The organism is Herbiconiux sp., assembly GCF_023264895.1.
GTDB lineage: Bacteria > Actinomycetota > Actinomycetes > Actinomycetales > Microbacteriaceae > Herbiconiux.
Genome location: NZ_JAHFUY010000027.1, coordinates 1 through 15,271, shown reverse-complemented (window position 1 = coordinate 15,271; position 15,271 = coordinate 1). Strand labels below are relative to the sequence as shown.

The 15,271-nt window shown below is 69.8% G+C and carries 15 protein-coding genes; 6 read left to right on the top strand and 9 right to left on the bottom strand.

What is annotated here, in order from left to right; translation table 11 throughout:
- The first annotated feature begins 3 nt into the window (after positions 1-3).
- Genes ykgO through Q0D57_RS06030 form a run of 3 tightly spaced genes read left to right on the top strand, consistent with a single transcriptional unit; the run spans position 4 to position 1,420 of the window.
- The gene (ykgO, locus tag Q0D57_RS06040; RefSeq protein WP_291039849.1) at positions 4-126 is read left to right on the top strand and encodes a type B 50S ribosomal protein L36; all 123 of its coding nucleotides are present in this window, start codon (positions 4-6) and stop codon (positions 124-126) included.
- Positions 127-172: 46 nt separating this feature from the next.
- Entirely contained in the window at positions 173-544 is a 372-nt protein-coding gene (locus Q0D57_RS06035; RefSeq protein ID WP_291039844.1) for a hypothetical protein, read from the top strand.
- Positions 545-598: 54 nt separating this feature from the next.
- Positions 599-1,420, top strand: a complete 822-nt coding sequence (locus Q0D57_RS06030; protein WP_291039840.1) for a M55 family metallopeptidase — start codon at positions 599-601, stop codon at positions 1,418-1,420.
- Positions 1,421-1,445: 25 nt separating this feature from the next.
- On the opposite strand, the gene Q0D57_RS06025 is transcribed toward Q0D57_RS06030, so the two are convergent.
- The 4 genes from Q0D57_RS06025 to Q0D57_RS06010 all read right to left on the bottom strand — a co-directional run bounded on the left by Q0D57_RS06025 (position 1,446) and on the right by Q0D57_RS06010 (position 5,787).
- Positions 1,446-2,678, bottom strand: a complete 1,233-nt coding sequence (locus Q0D57_RS06025) for an NAD(P)/FAD-dependent oxidoreductase (protein ID WP_291039838.1) — start codon at positions 2,676-2,678, stop codon at positions 1,446-1,448.
- Between the two features lie 31 nt (positions 2,679-2,709).
- Complete coding sequence (locus Q0D57_RS06020) at positions 2,710-3,849, bottom strand: prolyl oligopeptidase family serine peptidase (RefSeq protein ID WP_291039835.1); 1,140 nt, start codon at positions 3,847-3,849, stop codon at positions 2,710-2,712.
- A gap of 16 nt (positions 3,850-3,865) precedes the next feature.
- Positions 3,866-4,780, bottom strand: coding sequence for a fumarylacetoacetate hydrolase family protein (locus Q0D57_RS06015; RefSeq protein ID WP_291039833.1), 915 nt, complete (start codon positions 4,778-4,780; stop codon positions 3,866-3,868).
- Positions 4,781-4,860: 80 nt separating this feature from the next.
- Positions 4,861-5,787: a LysR family transcriptional regulator gene (locus Q0D57_RS06010; RefSeq protein ID WP_291039832.1), complete on the bottom strand. Its 927-nt coding sequence runs from the start codon at positions 5,785-5,787 to the stop codon at positions 4,861-4,863.
- Positions 5,788-5,908: 121 nt separating this feature from the next.
- On the opposite strand from Q0D57_RS06010, the gene Q0D57_RS06005 reads away from it, so the two are divergent.
- Both Q0D57_RS06005 and Q0D57_RS06000 read left to right on the top strand, forming a co-directional pair.
- Positions 5,909-6,931 carry a VOC family protein gene (locus tag Q0D57_RS06005; RefSeq protein WP_291039831.1) on the top strand — a complete coding sequence of 341 codons (1,023 nt, stop codon included), beginning with the start codon at positions 5,909-5,911 and terminating at the stop codon, positions 6,929-6,931.
- Complete coding sequence (locus Q0D57_RS06000; RefSeq protein WP_291039830.1) at positions 6,928-7,701, top strand: cyclase family protein; 774 nt, start codon at positions 6,928-6,930, stop codon at positions 7,699-7,701. The genes Q0D57_RS06005 and Q0D57_RS06000 overlap by 4 nt, the downstream gene beginning before the upstream one ends.
- Positions 7,702-8,108: 407 nt before the next feature.
- On the opposite strand, the gene Q0D57_RS05995 is transcribed toward Q0D57_RS06000, so the two are convergent.
- The 5 genes from Q0D57_RS05995 to Q0D57_RS05975 form a co-directional block, all read right to left on the bottom strand.
- Positions 8,109-8,231: a hypothetical protein gene (locus Q0D57_RS05995; protein WP_291039828.1), complete on the bottom strand. Its 123-nt coding sequence runs from the start codon at positions 8,229-8,231 to the stop codon at positions 8,109-8,111.
- 262 nt (positions 8,232-8,493) lie between these two features.
- Positions 8,494-10,215: an amidase gene (locus Q0D57_RS05990; protein WP_291039826.1), complete on the bottom strand. Its 1,722-nt coding sequence runs from the start codon at positions 10,213-10,215 to the stop codon at positions 8,494-8,496.
- Positions 10,212-11,312, bottom strand: a complete 1,101-nt coding sequence (locus tag Q0D57_RS05985; RefSeq protein WP_291039822.1) for an agmatine/peptidylarginine deiminase — start codon at positions 11,310-11,312, stop codon at positions 10,212-10,214. The genes Q0D57_RS05990 and Q0D57_RS05985 overlap by 4 nt, the downstream gene beginning before the upstream one ends.
- Positions 11,309-13,036 carry an amidohydrolase gene (locus Q0D57_RS05980; RefSeq protein WP_291039820.1) on the bottom strand — a complete coding sequence of 576 codons (1,728 nt, stop codon included), beginning with the start codon at positions 13,034-13,036 and terminating at the stop codon, positions 11,309-11,311. The genes Q0D57_RS05985 and Q0D57_RS05980 overlap by 4 nt, the downstream gene beginning before the upstream one ends.
- Positions 13,033-14,517, bottom strand: coding sequence for a cytosine permease (locus Q0D57_RS05975; RefSeq protein WP_291039817.1), 1,485 nt, complete (start codon positions 14,515-14,517; stop codon positions 13,033-13,035). Before Q0D57_RS05975 ends, Q0D57_RS05980 begins: the two co-directional genes overlap by 4 nt.
- A gap of 78 nt (positions 14,518-14,595) precedes the next feature.
- Here Q0D57_RS05975 and Q0D57_RS05970 point away from each other — a divergent pair, with 78 nt between their 5' ends.
- Positions 14,596-15,210 (top strand): TetR/AcrR family transcriptional regulator, encoded by a 615-nt coding sequence (locus Q0D57_RS05970; RefSeq protein ID WP_291039804.1) that lies wholly within the window; start codon positions 14,596-14,598, stop codon positions 15,208-15,210.
- The last annotated feature ends 61 nt before the right edge of the window (positions 15,211-15,271 follow it).

Genomic DNA, 15,271 nt, shown 5'->3' with positions numbered 1-15,271 from the left:
TTCATGAAGGTCCGCAACTCGCTCAAGTCGATGAAGAGCATGCCCGGAGCGCAGATCGTGCGCCGCCGCGGCCGCACCTTCGTGATCAACAAGCTCAACCCCCGCTTCAAGGCCCGCCAGGGCTGAGGTCGGCTCGCCCCGGGGCGCCCGGCGCAGGGCCTACGCTCGGGGGATGAGCGCCAGCACGCAGAGGTTCGCCGGATGGGTGTGCGTGATCGTGTTCGCCCTCATCGCCCTGCTGATGTTCTCCGTGGGCTGGATCCGCAGCGGTTGGGTGGTGCCCGACCTGCAGTGCATCGACGGGCCGAAGCCCGAGCAGGGCGGCCCCTTCTACGAGAGCACGCGGATCGAGGGTCGGCGCACCTACTTCCCCCTGGGCGTCGACTGCTCGTATGACGTGGAGGGCGACGCCTTCGGGCCCCAGACGGTCCACAATTACAACGCCGCCCCGACCGTGGTGCTGGTGTTGAGCGTGCTCGGCATCGTGGCCGGGATGCTGCTGATCACCCGGGCGCGGCTGCTCGACCGGGTGCGCGGGCTCTAGGTCGGTGAGGTCGCCGCCCGGGCACGCGGCCGGGCCTCCGCCTAGGCTCGGGGGATGGACGCGACGCGCAGGTTCTTCATCTCGGCCGACCTGGAGGGCGTGGCGGGGGTCGTGGCGAGTGAGGAGCTGCGGCCCGGGAAAGCCGAGTACGACTGGGCGCGGCGCCTGCTCGCCGACGAGGTGAACGCCGCCGTGCGGGGCATCAGGCGAGCGGATGCCGCGGCCGAGGTCGTCGTCTCCGACGGCCACGGCGGCTATCGCAACATCCTGCCCGCCGACCTCGACCCCACCGCCACCCTGCTGCGCGGGAAGCCGCGGCCGCTCGCGATGGTCGACGGCATCCGGAGCGGCGACGAGGCGCTCTTCATCGGCTACCACCCCCGCGCCGGCGTGCGCGGAACGCTGAGCCACACCTTCGACGACGCCGTCGTCGACCTCCGCTGCAACGGCCGGCCGCTCGGCGAGGCGGGGCTGAACGCCGCCGTGCTCACCGAGGTCGGCGCGACACTCCTCCTGGTCTCCGGGAGCGACGCGCTCGCCGCCGAGGTGGCCGAGCTCTCCGCCGACGTGGGCACGGTGGTCGTGAGCACGGCCGTGTCGTCGTCGGCGGCCGAGTCGGTGCATCCGTCGGTCGCGTGCGAGCGGATCGAGGACGCCGTGCACGCGCTCGTCACCGCGCGCGGGGGCGGCCACGTGCGGATCGAGGGACCCGTCACCGTCGACGTCGACCTCGCCTTCGCGGTGCAGGCCGACGCCGCGAGCGTGCCCCCGCCGGTGACGCGCACGGGGGAGCGGTCGGTGCGGGTCGTCGCCCCCACCATGGCGGAGGCGTACCGCTGGATCCGCACGATCGTGGCCCTCGCCGCGCACCGCTAGGACGAACCGGCTCCCACCTGCCGGATCACTGGGGACCCTGAGCGCTCAGCACGTCGCGGAGCAGAGTCTGCGCCTCGCCTGTGTAGCCCTTGCTGATCTGCTTCTGTGGGATCTTCGTGTGGTCGAACAGGAAGTTGCGCAGCATCCGCACCGGCTTTGGATAGTTGTGGAAGACCCGACCGAGCGTCTGAGCGAAGCTGACCACGCCGTTCGTGTACTCGACCCGCTGCGCGTCGTACCGGGCCAGGCCGGCTTCCACCGATCGGGAGTCGCTGAGGTCGCGGCCCCGTAGGTACCGCCCGAGGAAGTAGCCGTCCTCTATCGCCATACCCGCCCCGTACCCGGCGTAGGGAGAGGTCGGATGTGCGGCGTCGCCGAGCAATGTGGCCCGGCCTTTCGACCACGCGCCGAGGTTGTCGCGGTATTTGACGACCCATCGGAACAGATGGTCAGGGTCCGTGGCGCCCACGAGCGCGGGGACAGGATCGACGAACTCCTGCACACGGTCAGCGACGTACCGGTAGGGATCCGCCGGCGCGGCCTGGTCGATCGCACACGACTCGACGAACCACCATTCGAAGCAGTCCTTCTCCTGATATCGCAGGGGCTGGATTCCCAGCTGGTAATGCTCGTCGTGGTGCATGACCATCTCATCGCGTGACGCACCGTCGAATTCCGCCCACCCGAGCCAGACCGCGATACCGAGATGCTTGAGCTCGGACGGCCCCCAGATGCTCTCGCGAACCTTGGAGTGAATGCCATCGGCACCGATCACAAGATCGGCCCGCTCCACCCGGCCGTCGGTGAAGTGGAGCTCGACGGCGTCGGCGGACTGTTCGAGGTGGTCGAGCGCGTAGCCGCCCCGGATCATGTCGGAGGGCACCCGGGCGAGCATTCGCTGATAGATGTCGGAGCGCATGGCACCCGCGAGCCACCCGGAGACCCCGGCCTGGTGGAGCAGCGAATCATCGGTCTCCCAGAGCACCCGATGGCGGCCGTCGCTTCTGACCATGCGCTGGCTGCGCGCCGGCTTCAGGTCCTCGATGTCGATGCCGTAGCTGCGGAGGATCACGATGCCGATTGCGTTGATGGTGATGGCTCCGCCGAGCGGCTCCACAAGCAGACTCTTCTCGTAGACCGTGACGTCGAAGCCGGCCTCGTGGAGGGAGAGCGCGGCAGAGAGGCCACCGACGCCGGCGCCGACGATGGCGACGGTTCCCCGCGAACCGCGGGGTCGGGTGCTGGAGTGCTCGTTCATGGTGTCCTTTCGGGATGAGGGAGGTGCGGCGTCACAGTCGTGCCGCCACCCAGTCGGCGATGAACGCCGACACGGGGAGCATGTTGTCGACGCTGACGTGCTCGATGCCGCCGTCGCGTTCAGTGAAGATCTTCAGCTCGCGGTCGGGCGAGCCGGTGGCGGCCTCGAACTGCTCGGTCGCATCGGTGAGAGGGATCTGACGGTCACCCGCTCCGTGCGTCACGAGGAAAGGCACGGCGATCAAAGGCACGACTCCCGCCAGGGAGACCTCGGCCGCGCGTTCCATGAAGGCGTCCTGATCCTCGACGCCCCACACCCACTGCACGTGCTTCCAGTAGTGCGGTACCGGATTCTCACCCTCGCGCCGGGATCGTGCCTTCTGCAGCTCACCCCAGTGGTAGTTGGCGCCCCAGGCCACACACAGCGCGAATCGCGGTTCGAATGCCGCAGCCCGCGGTGCGTAGTACCCGCCGAGCGACCAGCCCACGATGCCGATGCGCGCCTGGTCGATGTCGTCCCGCGATTCCAGATAGTCGATGCAGGCCGATCCCCAGCGCTCGCTCTCCGGCACAGCCGTGAGGCCCCGCAGTCGAAGCGCCTCGCCTGTTCCCGGGTGGTCGACCATCAGGAGCGAGATCCCCCGGCGCGCCAGTTCGGTGCGCAGCGGTGACCCCCACATCTGCTCCTTCGTGGAGTCGAGGCCGTTGAACTGCACCATCACGGGGGTCCGCGGCCCGGCACCGGGTGCCCGGAAGAACAAGCCGGGGAAGCTCCCGCCCTCACACGGGATCTCGACCCTCGAGACGGGTTCACCGCCGTGCACCACGACCCGAGCGAAGGCCTCGAGCATCTTGCCGTAGACCTCGGTTCTGCGGCGACCGCCGATCTCCTGCATCCGTTCGCCTGTCATGTAGTAGTTGGCGGCGCGTTCGAAACGAGATGCGGCACTCCACGGTCGGCCTGCGGCAAGCTCTTCGTCGCCCAGCGAGACCATGCGATCGCCGAGCCCCTCCCAGGCGTCGAGGTAGGCGGACGTGGCGTCGTCCCCCTTTGCCGAAAGTGCGATCACGGGATCGATGGCCTCGAGGATCTCGGTCAGCTGCCCGCCGGTCGAGAGCGAGAGGTTCACCGACAGGTTCCAGACGTAGTTGCCGGGGAATGGTTCGAACATGCTTGCTCTCTTTCGATCAGGCGCCGCGTGGCGGCTGGATGGTGGTGCTGATCCGGCCCAGGCGCTCGACCTCGAGGGTCACCACGTCCCCGGCCTCGAGGTACGGGAATCGCTCGAACCCGTGCACCCGGCCGAGCTCGAGGATGCAACCGGTGCCCACCGTGCCGCTGCCGAGCACGTCCCCTGGCACGAGGGTGGTGCCCCGGGACGCGTGGCTCAGCATCTGGGCGAACGACCAGTGGATGCTCGACCAGTCGCCGCGCGAATACGGTCGACCGTTCACGTCGACGGACATCCTCAAGGCATACCCGTGGCCGCTTCGTCGGTCGGTGAGCTCATCGGGAGTCACGAGAGCCGGCCCGAGCGTGGTTGCCGAATCCTTGCCCTTCGAGGGTCCGAGCCCCACGGCCATCTCCCGTTCCTGAAGGTCCCGCGCACTCCAATCACAGAGGATCGTGTAACCGGCGATGTGTCGCTCGGCGTCGTCGACCGCCACATCGGAACAGCGATCGCCGACGACTGCCGCGATCTCGAGCTCGAAGTCGAATTCGGCGCAGCCCGGAGGAATCGCGATCGCCTGCGCCGGTCCCGCCACCGCGACCGGATTGCTGAAATAGAAGACGGGACGCTCGTACCAGACGGTGCTCACCGAGCGTCCAAGCGCCGCCATGGAGGCGGTCACGTGCTCTTCGAACGACATGAAGTCACGCACCGAGGGAGGCGTCTCGATCGGAGCGAGCAGGTGCACCGAGGAGGCGGGTACCACTTCGAAGGGCGCTTCCGTAGCAGCTCGCGCCGCCTGCTCCAGATCCCCTCGGCCGAGAATGTCGAGGAGCCGCTCCTCAGCACCGAGTGCCAGGATCGTGTCGCTTCCGAGCATCCCGACGTGCTCCAGACCGTCCGAATCCGAGATGTACCGTACCCAGCGCATTGCCACTCCAGTGTGTCGATTAGACCCGAGTGTGCAGGACGCAGGACGCCGTTCCTATGGCACCGTCCGTATGTCACCCATCATCCGGATCGATGATCACCCTGGCTCGCCAAGTCGGCGAGCTGTTCCCGCAGCCAGCGGTGCCCCGGATCTGCACCGTAGCGTGGCGACCACACCATCGTCTCCGTGATCACCCCAAGGTCGATCGGCGGCGGGAAGATCTGGTAGCGCGCGTCATCGCCCATGAGCTCGAGCGCGAGCCGCCGCTGCACGATCGTGAAGAGGTTCGTGCCCGGGAGCAGGAACGGAGCCATCACGAACGACGTCGTGACGACCTCAGGATCGCGTTGGATGCCGTGGGCCCGCAAGCGCCCGTCGACGAGGGTGGTCATCTGGCCCTGATTGGACTGCAGGTAAGGCGCTGTCGTCAGATCCCCGGCCGAGAAGCCTGACCCCTCCCTGTTGCCCAGCGCGGCATCGGTGACGCACACGAACGAGTCCTCGAAGAGGGTCTCGTGAGGAAGGTCGAGCCTCGAGGGGAGAATTTCCCGGGGCACGACGACCGCGTCGGTCTGGCTGCGTCCCAGCTGCATGAGCAGGTCGGGTCCCACCGGTGTGATCACGAGCCGCACGCCCGGAGCCACGCTGCGCAGCCTCTCCATGAGCGGACGAAGAAGCACGAGGGCCACGTAGTCGCTCGCCATCACCGTGAAGGTCCGGGAACTCGTCGCGGGGTCGAAGGCGACGCCCGCGTTCACGACGGCCTCGATCCCGGCGAGCACCTCGGCGAGCGGTTCCCGGAGCGCCTCCGCGAACGGCGTGAGCCGCAATTCCCTTCCCACCCGCACGAGCAATGGGTTGTCGAAGAGCGCACGTAACCTGGCGAGAGTTGCACTCATGGCAGGCTGGCCCACACGCATCCGATCGGCTGCCCGGCTCACGCTGCTCTCGTTCAGCAGTGCGTCGAGAGAGACGAGCAGGTTGAGATCGATGCTCCGGAGATTCATGGGGGAAGAGTATCGGCGTGATCGATGGATGCCATAGGTGCGGGCGCATTTACGCTTCGGAACCCACCGGACATCGTGGCCTCTGAGCTCGAAGACGAGCAGGAGTCGGAGGACGCGTCAGATGAAGAAGCTGCTGGGCCACATCGCCCACCTGGAGATCACCGCACCGGATGCGGAGAAGTCGGCGAACTTCTACGTCGAGAGATTCGGTATGCGTATCGTGGACCGACGAGGCGACCGCATCTACCTGAGGTGCTGGGGCGACTACTACCGCTACAGTCTCGTGATCGCTCCGGGTGCAGAAGCATCGCTCGCGACGATGGCCTGGCGGGTCGACTACTCCGAGGCACTCGACGAGCTCGTCGGCCGGCTTGATGAACGCGGCATCTCTGGCGTCTGGCGCGATGACCTCCCGGCGGTGGGGCGGGCCTACGAGTTCGTGGGCCCCTTCGGGCACTCGATGACCCTGTTCTGGGAGGTTGAGCCCTTCACGACGGACCCGGAGTTCGCTTCCGTCTACCCCGATCGACCCGAGCGCAGGGCCGTCCATGGTGCCGCGCCCCGCTTCCTCGACCACGTCACGGTCGCCAGCACCGATGTGGAGGGGTTCGCAGCGTGGTACTCCGAGGCCCTGGGCTTCCGCGTGATGGCGAAGACCTACCTCGACCATGCGCCCGTGAACGTGTTCACTGTGCTCACGACCAACGAGAAGTCCCACGACCTCGGTATCGTGCTCGACACTTCCGGCGTGCCCGGTCGCGTCCACCACATCGCTTTCTGGACCGACCACCCGGAAGACCTCGTGCGCACCGCCGACCTCATGCTCGAATCTTCCGTGCCGATCGAGTACGGACCGTCGATCCACGGGATCGGCGAGCAGAACTACCTCTACTTCCGAGAGCCCAGCGGGCTGAGGGTGGAGGTCAACTCGGGAGGCTACCGCAACTACGTGCCCGATTGGGAGGCGCGGCGCTGGACGCCATCGGTGGGGTCGAACAACTTCTTCAAGAACTGGAACATGCCCGACTCGATGATGGAGGCGTTTCCTGCTGCGTCAGGCATGACCGCCACAGAAGACGGCGCGTCACCGCAGCTCGAGGAAGCGCTCACCAACCCCTGGTCGACCACGACCGGTACGGCATGATGAGGATCATCGACCTCTCCATCACACTGGACAACGACACCGTCGCAGATCCGCCGTTCCAGCGGCCGCGGATCGAGTACACCACGCACGAGCAGACCGAATCTCTCGTGGAATCGTTGTTCCCGGGTCTGGCCATCGAGGAGTTGACCGGAGGAACGGGATGGGCCGTCGAGAACGTGACCCTCTCGACCCACAATGGGACGCATGTGGATTCCCCGTGGCATTACCATCCCACGATGAACCGAGGCGAGCCCGCCTGGGGTATCGATGCCGTTCCGCTGGAATGGTTCTTCGCACCGGGCGTCAAACTCGACTTCAGGCACCTCCCCGACGGGTATGTCGTGCAGCCTGCTGACATCGACGCCGAACTCGCCCGCATCGGGTACGAGCTCCACCCGTTCGACATCGTGCTTGCGAACACGGCAGCCGGAGCGCGACTCGGGCACGGCGACTTCGTCGACAGCGGCTGCGGCTTCGGCCGGGAAGCGACACTCCATCTGATTGCGGCCGGCATTCGAGTGGTGGGTACCGACGGCTGGAGCTGGGATGCACCCTTTTCGGCCACCGCTGCTCGTTTCGCTGAAACCGGGGACCCGAGCATCGTGTGGGAAGGTCACAAGGCGGGCATGGAGGCCGCCTACTGCCAGATCGAGAAGCTCACGGCACTCGACACACTGCCCGACTCCGGTTTCACGGTCTCGTGCTTCCCCGCGAAGATCCTCGGTGCATCGGCCGGATGGACGAGGGCCGTCGCGCTGATCGACGAGTGAACGGGGCCGTCGGGTGAATGTGCGGGTGAAGCACGGCGCGGTGGCCCGCGGTGCGGCAGGCGGTGCGCATACGATGGCCACGGCCGCCGTTCCGATCCCCATCCTTCGGCGGCCGACCCGAACGCAGTTGCTTCGGCGTGGCCCCAGGAGCACCCACCTGGGGCCACAGGTCTTTCTACCGGAGTGCTGAAGGCCAAAAGGCGGCAGGCCGGAGGCTTGGACGAGAGCAAGGGCGCTGCACGACGTTGTGGGGCGCCCTTGCCCTCTGTGCGGAGCGGTTCGGTCTGCGAACCAGGACTCCGAGACGACCGCGGCCACCCTGATAGGGATTCAGCGTCGCGACCTCAGGAAAGGCTACGACGCGTTTCCGCGGCTGTCCAGGGGGTCGACAACCGTGCGGCGAACTGTCAGCGCTGGCCCCGGAAGAGCCTGAGGATGACGATCGCCGACACCCACACGATCGCCACGGTCGCCAGCCCCAGCAGGCCGATGTAGAGGTATTCGAGCCAGAGGTAGGGTTCGTCGTTCATCGTCGCTCCTTCACGTTGAGGCCGACTGTAGTCCTCGGCGTGCGTTCCGGCAGGGGCTTGCGCGCACTGCACGAACGCGACCTGCACGAACGCGCCCGCAAATCAACCCCGGGGCAGCGACCCCTCGTCGGCCCTAGCCTGACGGAGTCGCGTCTGTCTCGGGTGGAGGGGGACGTCGATGCGCGGTGGCGGGGCATCCCCACATGCCCCGTCACCGTGATGCCTCGTCACGGTGCCGGGCCGAACGCCTGACCCGAGCGACTCACCCGAGCGGCGGCGTGCGCGGGGGCGGGGTGCGCCGCGGCGCGAGCCGCTCGAACGCCGCCGCGAGCGCGAGGAGCGCGCTGTCGGAGTGCCCGCGGCCCGCGAAGGTGAGCCCCACGGGCATTCCGGTGTCGCTCATGGTGCCCATCGGCACGGTCACGGTGGGCACCCCGGCGTGCCGGATGGCGAGGTTGCCGTTGGCCACCCAGACCCCGTTCCGCCACGCGATGTCGGCCGAGGCGGGCTCCACGTCGGCGTCGGCGGGGGCCACATCGGCCATCGCCGGGAAGACGACCGCGTCGAGGCCGAGCCCGTCCATCCACTCCTCGAGGTCGAGCCGGCGGGTCTCCTCGAGGCCCCGCACCCCCTCCTCGAGGTGAGGGATCTCGGTGAACGCCGAGACCGGATGCTCGCGCACCTGACGCGGGTAGTCGGCGATGTCGTCCGGGAAGCCGTCGTAGCGGTCGGGGAGGGCGCCGGGCGGCTGCGGGAAGATCTGCGCGCCGTCGACCCCGTCGAGCGACGGCAGGGCGGGATCGCCGTTGGCGCGCAGGAAGTCGTCCCACGCCCACGCCGAGAGGTCCACGATCTCGCGCTGCAGGAACTCCGGCGACACCAGCCCCCGCGTGAGGATCGTGGGCGCGCCCGGCCGGTCGCCCTCGTAGTTCGACACGAGCGGGAAGTCGACCTCCACGACGCTCGCGCCCGCGGCCTCGAGGTCGGCGCGCGCCGACTCCCAGAGGTCGATGACCGACTGCCGCGTCTCGATCCGCTGACCCGTGGCACCGCCGATGCCCGCAGGCTCGGCGGTGCCGGCGAGCGGATCGGCGTTGATGTAGAGACGCGGAACACCCAGGCGCGCCCCGGCCAGCCGCTCACGGGCGGCCGACGCATCGACCGGGGCGAGAGCCGGGTACGAGGGAGGCCGCACCTCGGAGGCCGACGGCAGCGGCACCCACGGCTGCGCGCGCCAGAAGTCGCCACGCGTCTCGGGATCGTCGGCGACGATGATGTCGAGCACCGCCAGGAGGTCGGCCATCGAGCGCGTGTGGGGCACGACGACATCCATCGTGGGGGTGAGCGGCCAGTTGCCGCGCACCGAGATCACCCCGCGCGAGGGCGTGTAGGCGCAGAGCGCGTTGCACGAGGCCGGCGCCCGGCCGCTAGACCAGGTCTCCTCGCCGAGCCCGAAGACACCGAGGCTCGCCGCGGTGGCGGTGCCCGAGCCGTTCGAGGAGCCCGAGCCGAACGCCGAGGTGAGGAAGGCGGCGTCGTAGGGGCTCTCGGCCCGGCCGTAGACGCCCCGCTGCATGCCGCCGTTGGCCATCGGCGGCATGTTGGTGAGGCCGAGGCAGATCGCACCGCCCGCGCGCAGCCGCTCGATGGTGAAGGCATCCCGCTGGGCGACGAGCTCGGCGAACGCCGGGCTGCCGGCCGCGGCGGTGAGGCCCCGCACGAGGTAGCTGTCCTTCGCGGTGTAGGGGATGCCGTCGAGCGGGCCGAGCGTCTCCCCGGCACGTCGCCGGGCATCCGACACCTCGGCCTCGGCGAGGGCCTCGGGGTTCCGCACCACGACCGAGTTCAGGGCCGTGGGCGTCGCGGGCCCGTCGAAGGCGTCGATGCGGGCGAGGTGGGCGCGCACGAGCTCGACCGCCGTCGTGCTCCCCTCGGCGAGGGCGCGCTGCAGGTCGGCGACGGATGCCTCGTGCACCTCGATCACGACGTCACCGCGGGCTGCTGCTGGGTGATGCAGTGGATGCCGCCGCCGCGGGCGAAGAGCTCGCGCGCGTCGACCGTCACCACCGTGCGGCCCGGATAGGCCTCGGCGAGGATCTCGCGGGCCCCGGCGTCGGCCTCGGGCTCGTCGAAGCCGCAGGCGACGACGCCTGCGTTGACGACGAGGTGGTTGACGTAGCTCCAGTCGACGAAGTCGCCGGCGGCGCCTGCGTCGGCATCGGCGACCGCGGTGCCGGCCGCATCGGCGGCGTCGTTCGCCTCGACCGCGTCGCGGAGGGTCGCCGGGGCCGGCAGGTCGACGACTGTGAAGGGCCGCCCGGCCGCATCCGTCTGCCCGGCGAGGAACGCGCGGAGCTCGGCCGAGACCGCGTGGTCGGGATGCTGCGGGTCGCGCTGGTCGTGCAGCAGCACGGTGCCGGGAGCCGTGATCGTGGCGACGATGTCGACGTGACCGCTCGTGCCGAAGTGGTCGTAGTCGCGGGTGAGGCCGCGGGGCAGCCAGACGACGCGCGTGGCGCCGATGGTGCGCCGGAGCTCCGCCTCCACCCGGGCACGGTCGGCGTAGGGGTTCCGGCGGGGGTCGAGCTGCACGGTCTCGGTGACGAGCACGGTGCCGGCGCCGTCGACGTGGATGCCGCCGCCCTCGTTCACGAGCAGCGAGCTCACGAGCTCGGCACCCGCGGCCTCGGCGACCACGCGGCCGAGACCGGCCGACAGCCGCCACTCGGACCACTCGTGGTCGCCCCAGCCGTTGAAGGTCCAGTCGACGGCGCCGAGGTGGCCGGGCCGGTCGTCGTCGAGCACGAAGGTGGGGCCGACATCGCGCATCCAGAACTCGTCGAGGGGCGCCTCGAGCAGCTCGATGTCGCCGGACAGCATGCGCCGGGCGCGCGCCGTCTCGCTCGGGTCGACCACCATCGTGACGGGCTCGAACTCGGCGACGGCGTGGGCCACGGCGGTCCAGGCCGCGTAGCCCGCCGTGCGCTCGGCGTCGGTGCCGCCGAGCGTGATGCCCTCGCGGGGGAACGCCATCCAGGTGCGGGTGTGCTCGGCCGTCTCGGACGGCATCCTCCAGGTCATCGTGCTTCCTCCTCGGTGGGTGCTGCTGCGGTGTGCTGCGATCGCCCTGCGACGATCGTCTCGAGAACGCGGGCTCCGAGCAAGGACGGCGCTCCGGCGGTGAACGGATCGGTGTCGAGCACGATCAGGTCGGCGGCGAACCCGGGGGCGAGTCTGCCGCGCCAGGCGCCGTCTCCCACCGAGGCCGCCGCGTCGCGCGTGGCGTGGCCGATGGCGCTCTCGAGCGGCAGCGCGAACTGCGGACGCACGGCGGGCACCGCCGGGTCGAGCGCCGAAGCACGGGTGGCCGCGATGTAGAGGTTCGCGAGGGCCTCGTGCGGTGCCGTCGGCGCGTCGGTCGAGAACGCCAGCAGCGCTCCCGCCTGCTCGTACTCCGGCCAGGCGAACGCCCGGTCGACGCGCTCGTCGCCGAGCTGGGCGGCCCAGTTGTCGAAGATCGCCGGATCGGAGTGCACGGGCTGCATGGAGGCCGTGACCCCGAGCGCCGCCATCCGCTCGGCCGTTCCCGGCGCCGCGTACTCGAGGTGCTCGATCCGGTGCAGGCGGCCGGGCCGGCCCGCACCGGGGCCGCTTGCTCGGTCGCCCGGCTGCTCGCCGTTCACCGCGATGGCGTGCTCGAGGGCGTCGAGGGCGATCCCGCTCGCGAGGTCGCCGATCGCGTGCTGGGCGATCTGCAGGCCGGCCGCATCGGCCGCCGCCACGACGGGCTTCAGCTGCTCGAGGGGCCAGATCGGATCGGCGTTGCCGCCGCCCGCGTAGGGCTCCCGCATCGCCGCCGTGCAGGCGTCGATGACGCCGTCGAGGATGAGCTTGATGCCGACGACCCGCAGCCACGGCGCCGTCCCGACCGCGGCGTCGCTTCCGCCGCCGGTCGTCCTGCCGGCCGTGCCGCCGGTCCGCTCCGCCAGCTCGGCGGCGCGCGCCACCTGCGCGAGGTTCGCCGCCTCGTCGCCGGTGTTCTCCACGATCCAGTGCGCGGCCACCCGGAGGGGCAGCGTGCCGCCCCGGCGCTCCCGTGCCCGCTCGAACGCCGCGAGACCGTAGTCGTCGAACGCCATGTCGACCACACCCGTGACCCCGCTCGCGAGGTAGGCCTCGAGCACGCGCTCCACGTCCGCATCACGGTCGGCGTCGGTGGTCGTGGCGTCGCGGTGCGCCCACGCGTACTGCGTCGCCGCGGTCTCGTAGAGCAGGCCGGTCGGTTCGCCGTCGGCGTCGCGCGCGATCCGCCCGCCGAGCGGATCGGGGGTGTCGCGGGTGATGCCGAGCTCGGCCAGGGCGGCGGCGTTCACCCAGCACGAGTGGTAGTCGTTGGCGTCGAGGTACACCGGCACGTCGCTCACGACGGCATCGATCATCGCCGCGGTCGGGAGGCCGCCCGGGATCGAGTCGAACAGCCAGCCGCGCCCGCGGAGCACCGTGGCCGAGGGCGCGGCGGCGTGCGCGGCGGCGAGCAGCCCCTGGATCTCGTCGAGGGTGCGCGCGTGGGTCAACGCGACCTGGCCGAGGGCCGCACCCATCATGAGGAGGTGCGTGTGCGCATCCGTGAACCCGGGCAGCACGAGGCGGCCGCCGAGATCCACCGTCGTCGATGCTTCGGGAGCGTCGTCGTCGCGGCCCACGAAGGTGATGATGTCGCCGTCGACCACGAGGGTCTCGGCCCAGGCGTGATCCGGATGCGGGTCTGCCGTGAAGATGCGGGCGTTGCGGTAGCGGGTGGTCATGGTCGTCCCTTCTTTCCGAGCGGTGTGCGCAGCAGGCCGGCGTAGACGGCGGCGGCCACGAGCATGCCGAGCGGCACCGAGAGGTCGATGTAGCCGGTGGCCTCGGCGATCGGACCGGCCCAGACATCCGTGGCGAGCGAGAGCGCCGTGACGAGGCCGCCGAGGAGGAGCGCGGCGAGGCCCGGGACGCCCCACCCGTGCGAGTACCAGTAGCGGCCGCCCGGCCGGTCGTCGAAGAGTTCGAGCCCGTCGTAGGCGAAGCGCCGGAGCAGCGCATCGACCACGAAGATGGCCATGGCCGGGCCGGAGACGATCACGAGGAACTGCAGCATGAGGTTCGCGGCCTCGAGCAGGCTCGACGACAGCACGAGGTAGATGGTGAGCGCGGTGCCCACGAGCCCCACGATCACCGTGGCCGGGATGCGACGGAGCCGGAACCCGATCGACTGCAGCGCCATGCTCGACGAGTAGGCCGTCATGGCGTTGAGTGCGATCGTGTTGATGATCACGCCGGCCACCAGCAGCGGCCCCACCCAGACGGGCAGCAGGTCGAGCAGCGCCACGTCGAGGCCCGCATCGAAGGCTGCCGGGCCGACGCTCGTGGCGAGGAGCGCGCCGAGCACCGTGAACACCACGAACGGCACGGCCCCGCCGAGCGCCGTCGCCGCCGCGATGTGCGAGGGCTTCGTGGAGCGCGGGAGGTAGCGGGCGATGTCGGGGCTGTTGATGAACGACAGGGGAGTGGAGGCGAGGATCGTGAAGCCGATCGACACCGCCGACCAGAGCGCCACGCCCTCGAGCGGTGCGGGGGCCGTGTACTGCCAGTCGACGGTCGGCAGGATGAAGGCGGCGACGAGCAGGAAGATCAGGAACAGCGCTACGGCCATGGCCGGGTAGAGCTTCGCGATGAGGCCGTGCCCGTAGATCGCCACGAGCACGGTGACCGCCGAGACCACGATCGTGACCCCGATCGGCACCCAGATCGGGTCGTCGACTCCGACACGGCGCAGCAGGTCGGCACCCATGAACGACGACGCGAGCCAGGTGAGCGAGAGGAACACCGCACCGATGAACCAGCCGACGACCGCCACGAACAGCCGGTTGCCGAGGATGCCGTACATCGCGCGGGTGATGACCGAGCCCGACGTGCCGGCCGCCGGGCCGCTCGCGGCGACGATGCCGGGCAGGATCCAGAGCAGCGAGGCCGCGAGCACGACCGCGACCGCCTGCCAGAGCTCGAGGCCGAGCAGGATGAGGGTGGCGCCGATGGTGAGGGTGAGGATGCTCACGCTGGGCGCGGCCCAGATGAAGAAGAGGCTGCGGGCGCGGCCGCTGCGCTCGGAGTCGGCGATGAGCTCGATGCCTCGGGTCTCCGGATGCGCGGCCGTGTCGGTGGGGCGGCCTGTTCGCGCTTCGTGCGCTCCGCGCGCCGCTTGCGCTTCGTGCGCTTCGTGCGCCGCTCGCGCTGGGGTGTCGTTCATGCCGTGCCTCTCGGATGCTCGGGCTATTGGTCACGCGCCCAATGGACTGTTGGTCACACAGTCAATAACATGGATCCCATGACGTCAAGCACTCCGTCACCCCGATCCCGCAAACGACCCGAGGAGCGGCGCGAGGAGATCCTCGGGGCGGCGGCCGACATCGCGCTCGAGGAGGGGATCGAACGCATCACCCTGCGCGCCGTCGCCGACCGCCTCGGCGTGCGGCCCGGCCTCATCACCCACTACTTCCCGGCGGCCGAGGACCTCGTGATCGAGGCGTTCACGCGGGCCGCCGAGGTGGAACGGGAGCGGTTCTTCCCGGCTGCCGGGACGCCGGTCGAACGGCTCGTGCACTTCATCCGGTACATCGAGAGCGGGACCTCGGCGCCGCTCGCGCGGCTGTGGCTGAACGCGCGGCACCTCTCGCGGTTCAGCGAACCGCTGCGGGTGGTGCTCGACGAGCAGGACGCGCTGGACCGGGAGCGGCTTCTCGCGCTGCTGCGGGAAGGGGTCGCTGCGGGGGAGTTCGGGGAGGTCGACGTGGAGGTGGTGTGCGCTCGGATCTTCATCGCTGTGGATGGGAGCGGGTCTTATGTGAACAGTGGGGCGGATCTGCTGGGGGAGGCTCATGCTCGCTTCATCTCGGATGTGGCGGAGTGGGCTTTGGGGATGCCTTCTGGGGCTTTGCGGTAGGGGCGTGCTTGGCGTGGGTTGTTCGGGGTGGCAGCCGGCGGGGAGGAATGGTCGGATCGCG